15 protein-coding genes are annotated in these 18033 nt (G+C 66.2%); 8 read left to right on the top strand and 7 right to left on the bottom strand.

The window, feature by feature from the left end:
• Window positions 1-3 precede the first annotated feature (3 nt).
• From MWN34_RS02565 to MWN34_RS02550, 4 genes are all read right to left on the bottom strand, one after another.
• Window positions 4-1242: an ABC transporter permease gene (locus tag MWN34_RS02565; RefSeq protein WP_247026231.1), complete on the bottom strand. Its 1239-nt coding sequence runs from the start codon at window positions 1240-1242 to the stop codon at window positions 4-6.
• A gap of 24 nt (window positions 1243-1266) precedes the next feature.
• Window positions 1267-2322 (bottom strand): ABC transporter substrate-binding protein, encoded by a 1056-nt coding sequence (locus MWN34_RS02560; protein WP_247026230.1) that lies wholly within the window; start codon window positions 2320-2322, stop codon window positions 1267-1269.
• Between the two features lie 65 nt (window positions 2323-2387).
• Window positions 2388-3488: an ABC transporter ATP-binding protein gene (locus tag MWN34_RS02555; protein ID WP_247026229.1), complete on the bottom strand. Its 1101-nt coding sequence runs from the start codon at window positions 3486-3488 to the stop codon at window positions 2388-2390.
• Between the two features lie 250 nt (window positions 3489-3738).
• Window positions 3739-4035, bottom strand: a complete 297-nt coding sequence (locus MWN34_RS02550; protein ID WP_247026228.1) for a cupin domain-containing protein — start codon at window positions 4033-4035, stop codon at window positions 3739-3741.
• Between the two features lie 222 nt (window positions 4036-4257).
• Between MWN34_RS02550 and MWN34_RS02545 the strand changes: the two genes are divergently transcribed.
• Window positions 4258-5271 carry a zinc-dependent alcohol dehydrogenase family protein gene (locus tag MWN34_RS02545; protein ID WP_247026227.1) on the top strand — a complete coding sequence of 338 codons (1014 nt, stop codon included), beginning with the start codon at window positions 4258-4260 and terminating at the stop codon, window positions 5269-5271.
• Between the two features lie 24 nt (window positions 5272-5295).
• Here the strand turns inward: MWN34_RS02545 and MWN34_RS02540 are convergent, their stop codons facing one another.
• On the bottom strand, window positions 5296-6183 hold the full coding sequence (locus MWN34_RS02540; protein WP_247026226.1) for a LysR substrate-binding domain-containing protein: 888 nt from the start codon (window positions 6181-6183) through the stop codon (window positions 5296-5298).
• A 136-nt stretch (window positions 6184-6319) separates the two neighbouring features.
• Between MWN34_RS02540 and MWN34_RS02535 the strand changes: the two genes are divergently transcribed.
• From MWN34_RS02535 to MWN34_RS02510, 6 genes are all read left to right on the top strand, one after another.
• Window positions 6320-7069: an SDR family NAD(P)-dependent oxidoreductase gene (locus MWN34_RS02535; protein ID WP_247026225.1), complete on the top strand. Its 750-nt coding sequence runs from the start codon at window positions 6320-6322 to the stop codon at window positions 7067-7069.
• Between the two features lie 89 nt (window positions 7070-7158).
• Window positions 7159-8004 carry a transketolase gene (locus tag MWN34_RS02530; protein WP_247026224.1) on the top strand — a complete coding sequence of 282 codons (846 nt, stop codon included), beginning with the start codon at window positions 7159-7161 and terminating at the stop codon, window positions 8002-8004.
• Complete coding sequence (locus tag MWN34_RS02525; protein WP_247026223.1) at window positions 8001-9026, top strand: transketolase family protein; 1026 nt, start codon at window positions 8001-8003, stop codon at window positions 9024-9026. Before MWN34_RS02530 ends, MWN34_RS02525 begins: the two co-directional genes overlap by 4 nt.
• 30 nt (window positions 9027-9056) lie before the next feature.
• Complete coding sequence (locus MWN34_RS02520; RefSeq protein WP_343311810.1) at window positions 9057-9956, top strand: NAD(P)-dependent oxidoreductase; 900 nt, start codon at window positions 9057-9059, stop codon at window positions 9954-9956.
• A 62-nt stretch (window positions 9957-10018) separates the two neighbouring features.
• Window positions 10019-11041, top strand: a complete 1023-nt coding sequence (locus MWN34_RS02515) for a TRAP transporter substrate-binding protein (RefSeq protein WP_247026221.1) — start codon at window positions 10019-10021, stop codon at window positions 11039-11041.
• A gap of 16 nt (window positions 11042-11057) precedes the next feature.
• Complete coding sequence (locus tag MWN34_RS02510) at window positions 11058-12926, top strand: TRAP transporter large permease (protein WP_425532051.1); 1869 nt, start codon at window positions 11058-11060, stop codon at window positions 12924-12926.
• A 115-nt stretch (window positions 12927-13041) separates the two neighbouring features.
• On the opposite strand, the gene MWN34_RS02505 is transcribed toward MWN34_RS02510, so the two are convergent.
• Window positions 13042-14001 carry a D-2-hydroxyacid dehydrogenase gene (locus tag MWN34_RS02505; RefSeq protein WP_247026219.1) on the bottom strand — a complete coding sequence of 320 codons (960 nt, stop codon included), beginning with the start codon at window positions 13999-14001 and terminating at the stop codon, window positions 13042-13044.
• Between the two features lie 32 nt (window positions 14002-14033).
• Entirely contained in the window at window positions 14034-15989 is a 1956-nt protein-coding gene (gene tkt / locus MWN34_RS02500) for a transketolase (protein WP_247026878.1), read from the bottom strand.
• 538 nt (window positions 15990-16527) lie between these two features.
• On the opposite strand from tkt, the gene MWN34_RS02495 reads away from it, so the two are divergent.
• Window positions 16528-17997: a sugar ABC transporter ATP-binding protein gene (locus tag MWN34_RS02495; RefSeq protein ID WP_247026218.1), complete on the top strand. Its 1470-nt coding sequence runs from the start codon at window positions 16528-16530 to the stop codon at window positions 17995-17997.
• Window positions 17998-18033 lie beyond the last annotated feature (36 nt).

Here is an 18033-nt window from a genome sequence, read left to right as displayed (position 1 = left end):
GCGTCACCCGAGCTTCACGCCGTCGGTGCCGACGACGCGCGAATAAACGAAATAAAGGGCGACGGTGATGACGAGAAGCACCGTACCCAGTGCCGCCGCCAAGCCCCAGTTGAGGGTCTGCAGGGCGAGGAAGGAAATGAGCGAGGACACCATCTGGTCGTTGGCGCCGCCGATCAGCAGCGGCGTGATGTAATAGCCGATCGCCAGGATGAAGACGAGCAGGCAGCCGGCCGTCACGCCGGGCAGCGACAACGGGAAATAGACGCGACGGAACGCCGTGAAGAACGGCGCCCCCAGCGAGGTGGCGGCCCGCATGTAATTGGGTGGAATGCCCTTCATCACCGAATAGATCGGAAGCACCATGAAGGGCAGCAGGACATGGGTCATCGCGATGATGACGCCCGGCCGGTTGAACACCAGTTCCAGTGGCTGGCTGATGAGGCCCAGCCATCTGAGCGCATCGTTCAGCGGTCCCTCCCTCTGCAGGATCACCAGCCAGCTCGCGGTGCGCACCAGAAGCGAGGTCCAGAACGGCAGCAGGACGAGGATCATCAGGAGGTTGGCGGTCGATTCCGGCAACGTCGCCAGCCGGTATGCGAGCGGATAGGCCAACAGCAGGCACAGCAGCGTGACGATGCCGCTGATCTCCAGCGTGCGCAGCAGCGAGGCGACATAGACCGCTCGGCTCGGATCGGTGGCCTGGATACGGTCGTTGTCGTCGCGGCGGTGATCGAGCGCGGCGAGCAGGTAATTGTCGGTCACCCGCGTCGAGGCCCGGCCCAGAGCGGCCCAGATCGCGACCTCGCCCCATTGCGGATTGATGCCCGTGAGCGTCTCACGCCATGTCCCGGTCGGCGCCTCGGGCAGCCGGCGCGCGGTCGCCATCAGCAGCGAACGATAGCCGGCATTCTCGAAGTTCAGCCGGGTGGCGAGCTCCGGCAGGGTGCGCTCCTGCGAGGCTGTGCGCAGCTCCCCGGCGAAGGCGGCGAACACCGCTTCGTCGGGCACGCCGCGCTCCGCGCTCGCGCGCCAGGGCTGCAGCAATGCCGAGGTCTGCGGCAGGATGTCCGGCATCGGACCGTTCTGCACGCTCTTCACCAGCATCCCGGCGATCGGAACGATGAAGAAGACGAGAGTGAAGAGGATGAGTGGCAAGGTGAGCCCCAGTCCGCGCAGGGTGCGCCGACGCTCCGCGCGCCGCAGCGAGGCGCGCAGGTTCCGGGTCTCGTCGGCGACCATCATCCTCTCCCGTCCTTCTCGCTCAGATCACTGCGCCGCCCAGGCGTTGAAGCGCTCGTTCAGCGCCTCGATGTTGTCGACCCAGAAAGCGGTGTTGAAGGACATGCCATGCTCGATGACGCCCGGCGCCGTCGGCAGATAGGGCAGAACGTTCGGGGCGATCTGGCCCGTGGAGTCCTTCAGCGTCGGGCCATAGGCGAGGACATTGGCGACGTCCTGCTGACGGGCCGGGGTTTGGATGAACTTCAGGAAGCCCATCGCCTCGTCCTTATTCGGCGAATTGGCGAGGATGGCCCAGCTGTCGACCTGGTAGACGAAGCCCGCCGGCCACGCGATGGCGAAGTTGGTCTTGTCGGCATTGTTGGCGGCGAAGATGCGCCCGTTATACACGCTGGTCATCACCACTTCGCCGGACTGCAGCAGCTGTACGGGCTGGGCGCCGGCTTCCCACCAGACGATGTCTTTCTTGATGGTGTCGAGCTTCTTGAAGGCGCGGTCGACGCCTTCCTTGGTTGCAAGCTGCTTATAGATGTCGCCGGGCGCGACGCCGTCGGCCAGCAGCGCGAATTCAAGCGACTGGCGCGGCCCGCGACGCAGGGAGCGCTTGCCGGGGAACTTCTTGGTGTCGAAGAAATCCGCCCAGCTCTTCGGGCCGTTCTCGCCGAGCTTCGCCTTGTCATAGGCCAGCGCGGTCGACCAGACGAAGGTGCCGACTCCGCACTCGCCAGCCATGCCGGGCAGATATTCATCCTTGTTGCCGAGCTTCGACCAGTCGAGCTTGGCGTAGATGCCTTCCTCGCAGCCCAGCGCGAGCTCATCCGCTTCGACCTGCACGACGTCCCAGGTCGAATCACCCTGCGCCTTGGTGCGCAGCACGCCGATGCCGCCGTTCCAGCTGTCCTGAACCAGCTTGTTGCCCGTCTCCTTCACATAGGGCTGGAACATCGCCTTGTCCTGTGCGGCCTGCGCCGTGCCACCCCAACCTGTCACCGTCAGGTCGCGCGCCATGGCAGCTCCCGCGGTGGCGAGAAGGCCGGTGGTCAGTCCCGCGACGAGAACCAGTCGTCCGATGTTGGTCTTCATGGTCGTTTCCTCACTTTTGTTATGTTTCAGGCAGTTCTACCGAAGCCCGGCCACCCGACACGGCCTCAACCGTTTGTGGGCACATCCAGCGCCAGGCAATCCGCGGGGTCGCAACCGATCCTGAGTTCGCCGCCTTCGACGAAGCGCTGATTGCCGCGCGCATTGGGCACCTTGGCGATGAAGTCGCCCATGCCCATGGTCGAGAGCCGGAGCCTGAGGTGATCCCCATGATAGATCACCTCCTCGATGCGGGCGGGCATGACATTGCCGAACGAGGCGCCGTCCTCGACGATGTGCACGCGCTCGGGCCGGATCGAGACCAACTTGCCGCTGCCCACGCCGCCGGCGCCGATCGGCACGCAGCGCAGCATTCCCCCGGGAATCTCCACCTCGCACGCGCCGGCACCCACGCTCTTCAGCGTCCCGCGCACGGCATTGTTCTCGCCGATGAAGCTGGCGACGAAGGCGTTCTGCGGCCGCTCATAGAGTTCGCGCGGGGTCGAGAGCTGCTGGATCTTGCCTTCGTTGAACACTGCAACCCGGTCCGACATCGTCAGCGCCTCGCCCTGGTCATGAGTGACGTAGACGATCGTCACTCCGAGCCGCTCGTGCAGGTGCTTGATCTCATACTGCATATGCTCGCGCAGCTGCTTGTCGAGCGCTCCGAGCGGCTCGTCCATCAGCACCAGCTTCGGCTCGAAGACGAGGGCGCGAGCCAACGCAACGCGCTGCTGCTGGCCGCCCGAAAGCTGGCCCGGCCTGCGTTCGGCCAGATGTTGCAAATGCACCATGCCGAGTGCCGCGCGCGCCCGCTCTCCGGCCTCTGCGGACGACACCTGCCGCACGCTGAGCGGGAAGGCGACGTTCTCCAGCACCGTCATGTGCGGGAACAGCGCATAATTCTGGAACACGACGCCAATGTCGCGCCGGTGCGGCGGAACGCCGTCGATCGGGCGGCCACCCAGCGTTATGCGCCCGGACGTCGGGTGCTCGAAGCCGGCCAGCATCATCAGGCAGGTGGTTTTGCCCGAGCCGGACGGCCCGAGCATCGTCAGGAACTCGCCCTTGGCAATGGCGAGATCAAGGTCCGAGACGACGAGCGCGCGCCCGTCATAGGTCTTGCGAACCTTTTCGAAGGTGACGAAAGCGTCATTCGTCGCGGTCATGCACTCGTGCCGATCTAGCGGTCTCATTCTGGGCGCCACGCTAGCGGAAGCGTAGGCCTATGGGCAGTGTCCGCGGCGTCTTTTTCGACGGAATTGGCGTTAAGTCTTAATGGCGCAATTTGTGGCATGCCCTCTTTTCATACAGTTTCATGCTGCATTGCCGCAAAGCATCGCCAAAGGTCACGAAAACACGGGTATCGCCGCGCATTCATCGGCGACATGCGGTGAGCGCTCCGTCGCCCCCTTCACATCACCGCTTGATCTCGATCTCGATGAAGCTCAGGCGTGTCGAACCGGCGTTCTTGACGTCGTGCCGGACACCCTTCGGCCGGATATAGCTGTCGCCGGCGCGCACCTCCTTCTCGGTCACCTGACCATCGATCTCATAGGCCATGACCGCGTCGGTCATGATGACCACCGCATAATCCATCGCGTGCTCGTGCCAGCCCGTGGTAGCGCCGGGCTCGAAATCCCAACGGGTGATCTTGGCCTTGTCATCCTCCGCGAGCACCGTGGGAACGGCTGGGGTCGAGCACTCGAACGGCATGTTTCATTCCTCCCGATCATGAAACGCGGTCGGCGATTCACGCGACGCAGCACAATCTAGAACCCTTTCCGATCTGGCGGAATCACCTGATCTACAAGAAGGCGCGTAAGCCCCGAGCCATTCCGCTGCGCCGCTGGTGCGCAACCCTTGTCGGCATTGAACCGATAGGGAATGGTGGCCGCGGCGGCGCTCAGATGCTGTCCAGTGCCAAGGAGATGCGTGATGAAGGCCGTCCTCGTCCGTTCCCCCGGCGGGCTCGATCGTCTCGAGCTTCGCGACCTGCCCGATCCGGGCCAGCCCGGTCCCGGCCAGATTCGGGTGGCGCTACATGCGAGTTCTCTGAACTTCCACGACCTGCTGGTCGCCAATGGTGCCATTCCCACCGAAGATGGCCGAGTGCTCATGTCGGACGGTGCAGGCGTGGTCGAAGCGGTGGGCGACGGCGTCGCCGGCTTCTCGGTCGGCGACCATGTGGTCTCGACCTTCTTTCCACAATGGCTGGACGGCCTTCCGTTCGACGCCGTCGGCAACTTCCGCGGCACGCCCGGCGATGGCATCGATGGCTATGCAGCGGAATATGCCGTGCGGTCCGCAAGCGATTTCACACAGGCGCCGCGCGGCTGGAGCCATGCCGAGGCAGCGACCATAACCACCGCCGGACTGACCGCATGGCGCGCGCTGGTGGTGGACGGCGCCATCAAGCCGGGAGCCAGTGTGCTCGTGCTTGGCACCGGCGGCGTCTCGATCGCCGCCCTGCAGATCGCGAAGGCCATGGGCGCCTCGGTGATCGCCACGTCCTCTTCCGACGAGAAGCTCGAGCGCGCCCGTGGGCTCGGCGCCGATCATCTCGTCAACTACCGCACTACCGAAAAGTGGGGCGCGGCGGTGCTGGAGCTGACAGGCGGACGCGGCGTCGATCATGTCGTCGAGGTCGGCGGACCGGGCACGCTGGCGCAATCCATCAAGGCCGTGCGCGTCGGCGGCCACATCGCGCTGATCGGGGTGTTGACCGGGCGCCAGGGCGAGGTGCCGAGCGCCATCCTCATGGCGAAGCAGGCGCGCCTGCAGGGCCTGATCGTCGGCAACCGCCGCCAGCAACAGGACTATGTGGCCGCCCTGGAGCAGACGGGCCTGCGGCCCGTCATTGATCGCAGCTTTCCGCTGGAGCAACTGGCCGACGCCTTCCGCTTCCAGGAAAGCGGCCGTCATTTCGGCAAGGTCGTGGTCGAATGGTGAGGACGCGGGCGATCTCGACCCCGCTCAGATGCGCGGGGTAGGCACGTCCAGTTCCTGGGTGATCCAGGTGGTGAACATGCGCACCGCGCGGCGAGCCTTGGCGGCCCGAGGGAAGACGAGATAGTGCCCCACATAGCGCACGTCGTTCGCCTTGCCCGCCAGCGGGGCCACCAGCTGGCCGCGGGCGATCTCGCGCTCGGCGAGGCGGGTGGATTCGAGGGCAATGCCCAACCCATCCACCGCCGCGGCGATGGCCATGAAGGAACGGTCGAACCGTGAACCACGCGGGCCCGGTGGGGCTATGCCGTTGGATTCGAACCAGTGGCTCCAGCGCACGCGCTTGTTGTCGCTCTCGATCAGATCATGGGCGAGCAGGTCAAGCGGCTCGGAGATGCGCGCGGCCATTTCGGGCGCGCAGAGCGGCGTCACGGTCTCCTCGCCGAGGGGAACCACGATGAGCCCCTCCTGGCGAGGCGGACCGTAGCAGATGTCGGCGTCGAACTCGTCGTGCTCGAAGCGGGGATAATTGACGCCCGCAGCGAGCCGCACTTCCAGACCCGGCTGACCGGCCAGCAGCGTGCGCAGCCGCGGCAGCAGCCACTGCGCCGCCAAGGAGGGCGCGCAGTGCAGGCGCAGGAGGTTCACCGAGCGCGCACCGACCATCTCGATGCCCTGCCGCATCTCGTCGAACCCCACCGCCACGTGGCGCATCAACGCCTCGCCGGCCGGATTGAGCCGTACAGCGCGGCCTTCCCGCTCGAAGAGCGCTGCACCCATCAGGTCCTCGAGCTTGCGCACCGCATGGCTGACGGCGCTCGGGGAAATCCCCAGCTCTTCCCCCGCGATCCTGAACGAACCGCGTCGGGCGGCGGATTCGAAGGCCTGAAGGGCGGAGAGGGGAAGACGCTTCATGTCGAAAACCGCAGCGACGGCAATGCAGCGATCTCAGTTGAGCACAATTCATCCATCCGCGCAATTTTTGCGTTTTTCAGCAAGGTAAACGGGAGCCAGTATCACCAGACAAGAAGAAGCCCTCTTGGAGGAAACCATGTTGCTCAAGAACAAGACGGCCGCCATATCGGGGGCGGCCAGCGCGCGTGGCATTGGCCTCGCGACGGCGAGGCTGTTCGCCAGCCACGGTGCGCGGATCGCCATTCTCGACATCGACGAGACCGCCGCAAAGGCTGCGGCTGCCGAGCTCGGCCCCGAACATATCGGCGTCGGCTGCGACGTCGCCAGCAAGCCCTCCTGCCAGACCGCCGCCGACGCGGTTCTGCAGGCGTTTGGTCATCTTGACATCCTCGTCAACAATGCGGGCGTGACCCAGCCGGTCAAGACGCTGGAGATCGACGAGGCGAGCTGGGATCGCGTGCAGGACATCAACTGCAAGGGCGTGCTCTTCCTCAGCCAGGTGTTCATCCCGCACATGCGGGAGCGGAAGTCCGGTTCCATCGCCTGCATGTCCTCGGTATCGGCCCAGCGCGGGGGCGGCATCTTCGGCGGTCCGCATTATTCGTCCGCCAAGGCCGGCGTTCTCGGCCTCGCCAAGGCCATGGCGCGCGAGTTCGGCGTGGACGGCATCCGCGTGAACTGCGTCACGCCCGGCCTCATCCAGACCGACATCACAGGCGGCAAGCTGACCGACGAGATGCGCAAGGACATCCTGAAAGGCATCCCGCTGAACCGCCTCGGCGACGCCAGCGACGTGGCCGGCATCTACCTCTTCCTCGCCAGCGACCTGTCCGCCTACGTCACCGGCGCGGTGATCGACGTCAATGGCGGCATGCTGATCCATTAATCCCGGCCCGCCGGCGCCTGAAGGACGATGCCGGCCGCGGCGCGATCGGCCATGTCCCGGCGCGGGCGCTCCCGCACAGGAACAGGGACATGAGCACGGCACCCTTCGGCAACAACATCTCACTGGAAAGGCGCGCGTGGAACATCCGCCGTAACGCCATCCGCATGGGCGAGGTTCAGGGGCAGGGCTACATCGCCCAAGCCCTCGACATCGCCGATGTGCTGGCCACGGCCTATTTCCACGCCATGCGCTACGAGCCTCATAACCCGGAATGGGAGGGCCGCGACCGCTTCCTGCTCTCTAACGGCCATTATGCGATTGCGCTTTATGCGGCGCTGATCGAAGCCGGCATCGTGCCGGAGGAAGAACTCGAGACCTACGGCTTCGACGAGAGCCGCCTGCCCATGTCGGGCATGGCAAGCTACACGCCCGGCATGGAGATGTCCGGCGGCTCCCTCGGCCTCGGCCTGTCCATCGCGGTGGGCAAGTGCCTCGGCCTCAAGCGCAAGGGCTCCGACAGCCGGGTCTACACGCTGTTCTCCGACGGCGAACTCGATGAGGGATCGGTCTGGGAAGCGATCATGTCCGCCGCCCATCACAGGCTCGACAACCTCATCGCCATAGTGGACGTCAACAACCAGCAGGCCGACGGTCCGTCCACCGGCGTGCTCGGCTTCGAGCCGCTGAAGGAGAAGCTGGAAGCGTTCGGCTGGTTCGTGCAGCGCGTGGACGGCAACGACCTTTCCGCCGTGCGTGCCGCCTTCGACGCGGCGAAATCCGCCAATGGCGGGCGCCCCAGCATGATCATCGCCGACACGCTGATGGGCAAGGGAATCCCCTTCCTCGAAGCGCGCGAGAAAAACCATTTCATCCGGGTGGACGGGCATGAGTGGCAGCTGGCCCTGGCCGCACTCGACGAGAGGAAGCCCGCATGAAACCCGCTCCCGTCGCCAAGCTCGACACGGCGAAGGCCGCCAAGCCGCGCCTGACCACCTCGGCCATGATCGCCTCGATCGCGGGCGAGGGACAGCGCACGAAGCCGGCTCCGTTCGGCCATGCGCTGGTGAACTGTGCACGGGCCGATGCCTCGATCGTCGGTATGACCGCCGATCTCGGCAAGTACACCGACCTGCACATCTTCCAACAGGCCTTCCCGGACCGTTACTACCAGATGGGCATGGCCGAGCAGCTTCTGTTCGGCGCTGCGTCCGGCTTCGCGGCGGAGGGCTTCACGCCGTTCGCGACTACCTATGCGGTGTTCGCCTCGCGCCGGGCCTACGACTTCATCCATCAGACGATCGCCGAGGAAGACCGCAACGTCAAAATCGTCTGCGCGCTGCCCGGCCTGACGTCCGGCTACGGCCCCTCCCACCAGGCGGCCGAAGATCTGGCGCTGATGCGCGCCATGCCCAACATGACGATCATCGACCCCTGCGACGCCCATGAGATCGAGCAGGTCGTACCAGCCATCGTCGCCCATAAAGGCCCGGTCTACATGCGCTTGCTGCGCGGGCATGTGCCGATGGTGCTTGACGAGTACGGCTACACCTTTGAGCTGGGCAAGGCGAAGATGCTGCGCAACGGCTATGAAGTGCTGTTCATCTCGTCGGGCATCATGACCATGCGTGCGCTGGAGGCCGCCAAGGCGCTGGAGGCCGATCGCGTCGATGTGGGCGTGCTGCATGTGCCGACCATCAAGCCACTGGATGCCGCCACCATCCTCGAGGCCTGCTCGCGTCCCGGCCGGCTCGTCGTGGTCGCGGAAAACCACACGGTGATCGGCGGGCTCGGCGAAGCGGTGGCAGGTCTGCTCATGCGTGCCGGGGTGCATCCCGCCTTCCGGACGATTGGCCTGCCGGACGAATTCCTCGCCGCCGGCGCGCTGCCCACCCTCCACGATCGCTACGGCATCTCGACGGACGCGCTCTGCACACAGGTAAAGGGCTGGCTCACTTAAGTCCATCGGCCCCAGCCTCCGGCAAGAGAGGTGGCCACCCGGGAGGACAGCATGAAGAAGATCGGCTTCGTGGGGCTCGGCTCCATGGGTCTGCCCATGGCGGGTAATCTCGCCCGCGCGGGCTTCGCGGTTACGGGTTTCGACTTGCGCCCCGAAGCCGGCGCGAAACTCGTGGAGGCCGGCGGCACCGCCGCCTCCCGTCTCGCCGAGGCCTTCGCCGGCCAGGATGCCGTGGTGCTGATGGTGGTGAATGCCGCCCAAGCCGAGGACATCCTGTTCGGCGAGGGCGCCCTTGCGCATCTGCCGGCGGGTGGCGCGGTCATCCTCATGGCCACCTGCCCGCCAGCCTCCGTCGCTGCACTGGCCCGCCGCGTCGAAGCCGAGGGACGTTGCCTCGTCGACGCCCCGGTTTCCGGCGGCGTCGTGGGCGCGGAGGCCGGCAACCTCACCATAATGGTCGCGGCGCCGACCGACCTGTTCGCAACGGTGCGGCCGTTGCTGGACGCCATGGGCTCCAAAGTCGTCCTCCTCGGCGAGAGCGCGGGACAGGGCGCCACCGCCAAGGCCGTCAATCAGCTCCTGTGCGGCGTGCATCTGGCGGTGGCCGCGGAGGCGCTGTCGCTGGCCGAAAAGCTCGGCGTCGACATGGAGCGCATGCTCGACATCGTGTCGGGTTCTGCTGCATCGAGCTGGATGCTGAGGGACCGCGGACCGCGCATGCTCGAGGCGGAGCCCCGCGTGACGAGCGCCGTCGATATCTTCGTAAAGGATCTGAGCATCGTGCTGGAGGCCGGCGCGAGTGCCAAGACCGCCCTGCCTATGGCGGCGCTCGCCTACCAACAGTTCCTGTCCGTGTCGGGCCGCGGTCGCGGTGCCGAAGACGACAGCCAGGTCATCGCCGCCTATCGGGCCCTTCAGGGCCGAACCTAAGCCGACCCATCTCACAACGATAAAGCCGCGCAAAGCGGTACATCACAAGGGAGAAGACGCTCATGACAAAGACCGAGACCGGCCTCACGCGCCGCCACGTCCTGGCAGCCGGCGCCGCCATTCCGCTCTTCGGCATTCTCACCCGTCGGGGTGAGGCTGCGGAGTTCACTTACAAATACGCCACCGGGCAGGACCCCACTCACCCGGTGAACAAGCGGGCGCAGGAAGCGCTCGACCGCATCCGCGAAGCCACCTCCGGCCGGGTGGAGTTCAAGCTGTTTCCCGCCAACCAGCTTGGATCGGACACCGACCTGCTTGCACAGGTACGCAGCGGCGGCGTCGAGTTCTTCAATCTGTCCACTTCGATCCTCGCCACGCTGGTCCCGGTGTCGGGCATCGTGAACACCGGCTTCGCCTTCCCGGATTACGCGACCGTCTGGAAGGCGATGGATGGCGACCTCGGCACCTATATCCGGAAGCAGATCGAAAAGGCCGGCCTCGTCGCTCCCGCAAAATTCTGGGACAACGGTTTCCGGCAGATCACCTCGTCGACGCGGGAGATCCGCACCCCGCGGGATCTGAACGGCTTCAAGATCCGCGTCCCGCCCGCGCCGATGCTCACCTCGGTGTTCAAGTCGCTCAACGCCGGCGCCACTCCCATCAACTTCAACGAACTCTATTCAGCCCTGCAGACCAAGGTGGTGGAAGGGCAAGAGAATCCGCTCGCCATCATCGCATCCACCCGGCTGTACGAGGTGCAGAAGTCCTGTGCCATGACGGGCCATGTGTGGGACGGCTATGCCATCCTGGGCAATCGCCGCGCCTGGGCCGCGCTGCCGGAAGACCTGCGCACCATCGTCGCCCGCGAACTCGACGCTTCGGGCGCGAGCCAGCGTGCCGACATCGCAGCGCTCAACCAGAGCCTGCGGGCCGACCTCACGGCCAAGGGCATCACCTTCATCGATGTCGACCGCGAGCAGTTCCGCAAGGCACTGGCCGCCACCCCCTTCTATGGCGAGTGGAAGACCAAATACGGCGAGGAGGCGTGGAACCTGCTCGAAGCCGCCGTCGGGAAGCTGGGTTGATGCCATGTCCCGCACGATGAGCGACGAGGCGCCCGCCGTGGCGCTGCCCGATACCTCGTGGCGCCGGCTTCTGCTCGGCGCCGAGAGGGCCGTTTGTGTGTTGGTGGAATATCTTGCCGCCGCCCTGGTGCTTGCGGAGATCACGGTGCTCTTCGTCGGCGTCGTGAAGCGCTATGCCCTTCACAGCCCCATCGTGTGGTCGGATGAACTGGCCGCGGTCCTCTTCATCTGGCTTGCCATGTTCGGTGCGGTGCTGGCGCTGCAGCGGAACAGCCATATGCGCATGACCGCGTTCGTCAGCATGGCCTCTTCGGGCACGCGCGCGGTCCTGGAGACGCTGGCGCTCGCCGCGCCGCTGGTCTTCCTCGCCGCGGTGCTCCATCCCAGCATCGAATATGCGCAGGACGAGATGTTCGTGACGCTTCCCGCCCTCGACGTACCCAATACGTGGAAGGCGGCAGCGCTGCCGGTGGGCATCGCGCTGATGGCGCTGATCTGCTTCCTGAAACTGGTCCGCTCGGCCAATCCCGTGCACACGCTCATCGTGTGTGCGGGGCTGGTCGCGCTGGTCGGGCTCGGTCATCTGGCCTCGCCCTGGCTCAAGACGCTCGGCAACTACAACCTCCTCATCTTTCTGGTGGGACTGGTCGCGGCGCTGGTGTTCGCGGGCGTGCCGATCGCCTTCTCGTTCGGCCTCGCCACGGTGGGCTATCTGAGCTTCACCACGTCGACCCCTCTCGCGGTCGTGGTGGGGCGCATGGATGAGGGCATGAGCCACCTCATCCTGCTGTCGGTGCCGCTGTTCGTCTTCCTGGGCCTGCTGATCGAACTCACGGGCATGGCCCGGGCCCTGGTAGGGTTCCTCGCCAGCCTGCTCGGCCACGTGCGCGGCGGTCTGTCCTATGTGCTGATCGGCGCCATGTATCTGGTCTCCGGTATCTCTGGATCGAAGGCAGCGGACATGGCGGCCGTCACTCCCGTGCTGTTCCCGGAGATGGTGAAGCGCGGTGCCAAGAAGGGCGACCTCGTCGCCCTTCTTGCGGCCACCGGTGCGCAGACGGAAACCATCCCGCCCTCACTGGTCTTGCTGACGATCGGCTCGGTCACGGGCGTCTCCATTGCAGCGCTGTTCACCGGCGGGCTGCTGCCGGCCCTCGTGCTCGGCCTCGCGCTGTGCCTGCTCGTGCGCTACCGCTACCGCAATGACGACCTCTCCGGCGTCAAGCGCGTCTCGGCGCGGGAGATCGCCTGGTCCGCGCTCATCGCCCTGCCAGCCATCGCCCTGCCCTTCGTCATCCGCGGCGCGGTGATGGAGGGGATCGCGACGGCAACCGAGGTTTCCACCATCGGCATCATCTATTCGGTGCTCGTGGGGCTCTTCGTCTACCGGCAGTTCGACTGGAGCCGCATCGTGCCGATGATGATCAGCACCGCGGCGCTCTCGGGCGCGATCCTCCTCATCATCGGCGCGGCGACAGGCATGGCCTGGGCTCTCACCCAGTCGGGCTTCTCGCAGAGCCTCGCCACCATGATGGCCGGGCTGCCCGGCGGGGCGGTGACCTTCATGGTCGTCTCGATCCTCGCCTTCATCATCCTCGGCTCAGTGCTGGAGGGCATCCCGTCCATCGTGCTGTTCGGACCGCTGCTGTTCCCCATCGCGCGGCAAATGGGCATCCACGAGGTGCATTATGCGATGGTGGTGATCCTCGCCATGGGCATCGGCCTCTTCGCCCCGCCCTTCGGGGTCGGCTATTACTGCGCCACGGCCATTGGCGGAGTGAATCCGGACGAGGGCATGAAGCCCATCATCGGCTACATGGTGGTGCTGTTGATCGCGCTGGCGGTGGTCGCCGCGGTGCCGTGGATCTCCATAGGCTTCCTCTGACGATCCCGCGAACCGCCGGCGAACCGCGCGGCGGTTCCTCCGATGCACCACGGCAACAAAAAAGGCGCCGATCGGGAAACCCGGTCGGCGCCTTGCTTTTGGGAACGCTGCAGGATCAGTCCGGCGAGACGACGTTCGAGGGCTTGCCGGCGACGAAATTCTCGATGTTGTCGATGAGCTGGTCGGCGAGCGCCTGCTGCGCCTCCAACGAGGCCCAGGCCACGTGGGGCGTGCAGATCACGTTCTTCCGGCGGGCAAGCCGCATGAAGGCACTGTCCGCAGCGGGAGGCTCGGGCAGGGTCACGTCGAGGCCGGCGGCGCTCACGAGCCCTTCGTCGAGAGCGATCTCGAGATATTCCTCGATGATCAGCCCGCCACGCGCGGTGTTGATGATGATCGGCCGCTGCTTCATTCGCCGGAAGGCGGCGAGATCCAGAAGGCCGCGGGTCGCGTCGGTGAGCGGGCAATGCAGCGTGACGACGTGCGCCGTCTCGATGAGTTCGGCGAGGCTTACCACGCCGTCGGTGCCGGGCTTCGCCATTGGATCGTAGAACACCACCTCCATCCCGAACGCCCGCGCGATGCCCGCCACCTGCGAGCCCAGCACGCCGGCACCGACAATGCCGATGCGCTTTCCACTCAGGTCGATGATGGGGTTGGTGAAGAAGCAGAACTGCTGCGCCGCCTGCCACGCGCCATCGATTACCTCCTGCCGGTAGGGCACGATGGAACGGGCCAGCGCCAGCAGCAGGGCGAAGGTATGCTCGGGCACGGTGGCGCGGGCATAGCCGCGGATATTCACGGTAGGCACGCCCCGCACTGCCGCCGCGGCCTTGTCCACGCAATCAGTGCCAGTGGCGGAGATGGCGATCAGCGCGAGGTCGGGCAGTTGCTCCAACGTGCCGGCGCGCAGCTCCACCTTGTTGTTGATGAGGATGGTGGCATCCCTCGCCCGCTCGACGACCTCGGCGGCGCCGGTGCGCGGATATTCGATCCACTCGTGAGGGAAGGAGGGACGGCGGACATTGACCTCTGGCGCGATGGTGTCGCGGTCGAGGACGACGATCTTGTGCATGGTCGGGTTCTTTCGATGCGTCTCGCGAGGAATCACAGCCGGGTGCGGGCGGCCTCGACCACCGCTTCGGCCGTGATGCCGAAGTGACGGTACAAGGCATCGGCCGGGCCGGAGGCGCCGAAGCCGGTCATGCCGACGAATCCGCCATCCTCGCCGATCCAGCGCTCCCAGCCGAACTTCACTGCCGCCTCGACGGCGACGCGCACGGTGCCCACGCCCAGTACGGCATCGCGATAGGCACGATCCTGGGCCTCGAACAGGCTCCAGCAGGGCATGGACACCACCGCGGTCGGAAGACCCTCGGCCTGAAGCGCAGCTCTCGCCTCCACGGCGATCTGCACTTCGGAGCCGGTGGCGAGCAGGGTGATCCGCCGCGGCCCGCCCTCCGCCTCGTGCAGCACATAGGCGCCGCGGGCCGAGCGGTTCTCGGCGCCGCCATCGCTGCGCAGCACCGGCAGTGACTGGCGGGCGAACACCAGCGAGACCGGGCCGGTGCGGTGCTCGAGCGCGATCTCCCACGCTTCCGCAGCCTCGACGGCGTCGCAGGGACGGATCACCATCATGTTCGGCATGGCGCGCAGGGAGGCGATGATCTCGACCGGCTGATGGGTCGGTCCGTTTTTGCCGATGCCGATGGAATCGTGACTGAACACGAACTTCACCGGCAACCCCATGAGCGCCGCCATACGCAGCGCCGGGCGCTCATAGTCCGAGAACGGCAGATAGGTAACGGCCAGCGGAATGACGCCGCCATGGGCCGCCATGCCGTTGGCCAGCGAGCCCATGGCATGCTCGCGCACGCCGCAGTGAATGTAGCGTCCGGCCCGGTCCCCGACGGTGAAGGCGGAAAGCTGACGCTTGTGGTTGGTCGGCGCCTCAAGATCGGCACAGCCGGTGACCATGTCCGGCAGCACGTCATAGAGCGCCGCCACGATATCGCCGGAGGCGGCGATAGCAAATTCGGCCACGCGTTCTGCCGCCGCCCGGGCCTTGTAGGCGTGGATCGCCCCGCGCCAGCCTTCGGCCAGAAGGCCGGCCTCGGTGCGATGGAATTCATCCTGCACATCAGGATCCGCCGCCTCGAGACGGCGCTGCCAGCTATCGCGCTCGGTCCCGCCGGCGGCAGCCGTGGCGCGCCAGGCCTCGCCGATGTCCTGCGGGACATCGAAAGACGGCGCCGTCCAGCCGAAGCGTGCGGCCATCTGCGCGCGATCCTCCGGGAAGAGCTTGCCGGAATGTCCTCCACGCTGTCCTTCCAGACGCGGAATGCCACGGGCGATCACGGTCTTGCAGGCAATCAGCGAAGGTCGCGGGTCAGCCTTGGCGGCGTGGATGGCGGCATCCACCGCATCAAGGTCGTGACCGTCGATCTCCACCACGTGCCAGCCCGCCACCCGGAAGCGGTCGGCGACGTTCTCCGAGATGGAGAGTTCCGTCGAACCGTCGTCGGTGATGGCGTTATTGTCCCAGAAGAAGGTCAGCTTGCCGAGCTTCAGGTGGCCGGCGAGCTGGATCACCTCCTGCCCCACCCCTTCCTGAAGGCAGCCATCGCCGACGAAGGCCCAGGTGCGATGGTCGATGAGGTCTGCCCTGAAGCGCGCGCCGAGATGGGCCTCGGCGATGGCCATGCCAAGCGCGTTGGCGATGCCCTGCCCAAGCGGGCCGGTCGTGGTCTCGATACCGGCCGCGGGCTCGTATTCGGGGTGTCCGGCGCAGGGTGAACCCAGCTCACGGAAGCTCTTCAGCGCATCGAGCGTGATGTGGTGATAGCCGCTCAGGTGCAGCAGTGCATAGAGCAGGGTTGAGCCGTGCCCGTTGGAGATCACCACGCGGTCACGGTCAGGCCAGGTCGGATCGGCCGGGTCGAACCGCAGATGCCTCGCATAGAGCACCGTCGCGATCTCCGCCATCCCGAGCGGAACGCCCTGATGCCCTTCCCCGGCCGCCAGAATGGCATCCACCGCGAGGAAGCGGATGGCATGCGCCATCGGTTGAAGCAGCGCGGCGTCGACCGGATCATCTCCCGGAGTTGCAAGGTCAGCGGATCTGGCAGGGTCGGAGGCCCTGACACGGGCGTTCGGCAGGACGGTGGCTTGGCCGCTCACGGTTCGTCTCCTCATCGTCTTTTGGTCTTTTAGGGCCGCGATGATGCCGAAAGCCGCCAGGCGCCGTTAACGCAAAAAAGCCACCCATTGTTGACGTCAACTCATCTATGAGCGCGATGCGTGGCCGGGTCGGTGAAAGCCGCACGCCGGAGGGTCTCGATCGCTGCCGCGACGCAGATGGATTGAACGCTCATCGGGCAGAAGACTTGCGGTATCGCTGCAAGCGTCGAGGCCGCTTCGTCGATGAACTCAACTCATCAGTCGGTGCATAAAATCCGTTTGTGCCCGCGGGATGATCCGGGGAGTATGACGGAACGAAAACGGGAAAACCCGTTCGTACATCCGGGAGGATGACGCCAATGAACCGTGCCGGAGCATGGGGAGAGACGCGCCGCGTCGCTTCCCGGCGAGGAGGTGCCGCGTGAGCGCATCCTCCCCCGATTTCATTCTCGAAGCCGTGGACATCGAAAAGAGTTTCGGTGCCACCTCCGTGTTGCGGCGGGCCGATCTGAGGATTGCCCGTGGCGAGATTCACGCCCTGCTCGGCGGTAACGGCGCCGGCAAGTCCACCCTTATCCGCATCCTGTGCGGCTTACTGCGCCGCGATGGCGGCACCTTGCGGGTCGACGGGCAGGAGGAAGCCTCCCCGAACGCCATCGCCGTGGTGTTCCAGGAATTGGCCCTGCTCCCGCACATGACGGTGGCCGAAAACATCTATCTGCCGCATCGCCATCGCGGCCTGGAACGGGTGCGGGCCGCTGAGCGGCGCGAAGAGGCCCGCGCGGCGCTCGCCCAGATCGATGAAACGCTTGCCCGCGAGGCGCTCGACACCCCGGTGGCCGAGATCGACCTGCACCAGCGTCAGCTCGTGGAGATCGCGCGGGCCCTCTCCTCCGGCGCCCGGCTGCTGCTTCTGGACGAGCCGACCGCCAACCTGACCTTCGCCGAAAGCGAGAGGCTTTTCTCCATTCTGCGCCGGCTGGCGAGCCGTGGCATCGCCACGCTGATCGTGTCGCACCGCATGAACGAAATCCGCGCCGTCGCCGATGTCTGCACCATCCTGCGCGACGGGCGGACAGTGGTGAATCGTCAGCCGCTGACGGAACTCTCCGATGCCGCCATCGTCGAGGCGATGGGACAAAAGGGGGCCATGCGGGCCGAAACCGCTCACGCCGCGATACGGGCCACCGCCGGCACCACGGTGTCGATTGAAGGGCCTGGCCTGTCGGTCACCCTGCCCCCGGGCTCGGTGCTCGGCCTTGCCGGCGCGCCGGGCGGACCGTCGCGGCTCATCGACACGCTGATCGGCGCGAACACCGATCTCCACTGGCGGATCGCGATGGATGGCGCTTTACGGCACTTCGCCGTGCCGGCCGAGGCCGTGCGGCAGGGCGTCGGCTACGTCTCCGGCGACCGCGCCGAAAAAGGCCTGCTCGTCACCCTTCCGATCCTCGACAATGTGGTCGCCGCGGCCCGGATCGCCGGGCGGCGCTGGTTCGCGGGCCGCCGCGAGGCGCGGGTGACGCAGGACGCGCTCGAGCGCCTCGCCATCAAGGCGGGTTCGATCGACGATTCGCCCCTCACCTTGTCCGGCGGCACCCAGCAGAAGCTGCTGCTGGCCCGCTGGCTGGAACGCATCCCCCGGCTTCTCGTGCTGGAGGAACCGACGCGCGGCGTCGACATCGGCACCAAGCGGGAGATCTACGCGATCATCCGGGACATGGCGGCGCGGGGTGCCGTGGTGGTGTGGTGGTCCACCGAATTCTCCGAACTCACCGAGATCTGCGACCGCATCGTCGCCTTCGATCTGCGCGGCACCGTCAGCGGCGTAATCGAGGCCGGCAACATCAGCGAGGTGGCCCTCGCGCGCGCCACCGGCATGGCCGCGTAGTTCGCGACATGGCCGGAACGCCGCCAGCCCGAGACG

It is taken from the genome of Ancylobacter crimeensis (assembly GCF_023016805.1).
Classification (GTDB): Bacteria; Pseudomonadota; Alphaproteobacteria; order Rhizobiales; family Xanthobacteraceae; genus Ancylobacter; species Ancylobacter crimeensis.
This window is presented reverse-complemented; position numbering and strand designations above follow the sequence as displayed.

What these genes read in the sequence shown, in the direction of transcription:
- MWN34_RS02525 (WP_247026223.1), top strand. Translation starts at nt 8,001, where the DNA reads ATGAAACCCGCTCCCGTCGCCAAGCTCGACACGGCGAAGGCCGCCAAG.
- MWN34_RS02555 (WP_247026229.1), bottom strand. Translation starts at nt 3,488, where the DNA reads ATGACCGCGACGAATGACGCTTTCGTCACCTTCGAAAAGGTTCGCAAG.
- MWN34_RS02550 (WP_247026228.1), bottom strand. Translation starts at nt 4,035, where the DNA reads ATGCCGTTCGAGTGCTCGACCCCAGCCGTTCCCACGGTGCTCGCGGAG.
- MWN34_RS02530 (WP_247026224.1), top strand. Translation starts at nt 7,159, where the DNA reads ATGAGCACGGCACCCTTCGGCAACAACATCTCACTGGAAAGGCGCGCG.
- MWN34_RS02535 (WP_247026225.1), top strand. Translation starts at nt 6,320, where the DNA reads ATGTTGCTCAAGAACAAGACGGCCGCCATATCGGGGGCGGCCAGCGCG.
- MWN34_RS02565 (WP_247026231.1), bottom strand. Translation starts at nt 1,242, where the DNA reads ATGATGGTCGCCGACGAGACCCGGAACCTGCGCGCCTCGCTGCGGCGC.
- MWN34_RS02505 (WP_247026219.1), bottom strand. Translation starts at nt 14,001, where the DNA reads ATGCACAAGATCGTCGTCCTCGACCGCGACACCATCGCGCCAGAGGTC.
- tkt (WP_247026878.1), bottom strand. Translation starts at nt 15,989, where the DNA reads ATGGCGCATGCCATCCGCTTCCTCGCGGTGGATGCCATTCTGGCGGCC.
- MWN34_RS02515 (WP_247026221.1), top strand. Translation starts at nt 10,019, where the DNA reads ATGACAAAGACCGAGACCGGCCTCACGCGCCGCCACGTCCTGGCAGCC.
- MWN34_RS02510 (WP_425532051.1), top strand. Translation starts at nt 11,058, where the DNA reads ATGAGCGACGAGGCGCCCGCCGTGGCGCTGCCCGATACCTCGTGGCGC.
- MWN34_RS02560 (WP_247026230.1), bottom strand. Translation starts at nt 2,322, where the DNA reads ATGAAGACCAACATCGGACGACTGGTTCTCGTCGCGGGACTGACCACC.
- MWN34_RS02540 (WP_247026226.1), bottom strand. Translation starts at nt 6,183, where the DNA reads ATGAAGCGTCTTCCCCTCTCCGCCCTTCAGGCCTTCGAATCCGCCGCC.
- MWN34_RS02545 (WP_247026227.1), top strand. Translation starts at nt 4,258, where the DNA reads ATGAAGGCCGTCCTCGTCCGTTCCCCCGGCGGGCTCGATCGTCTCGAG.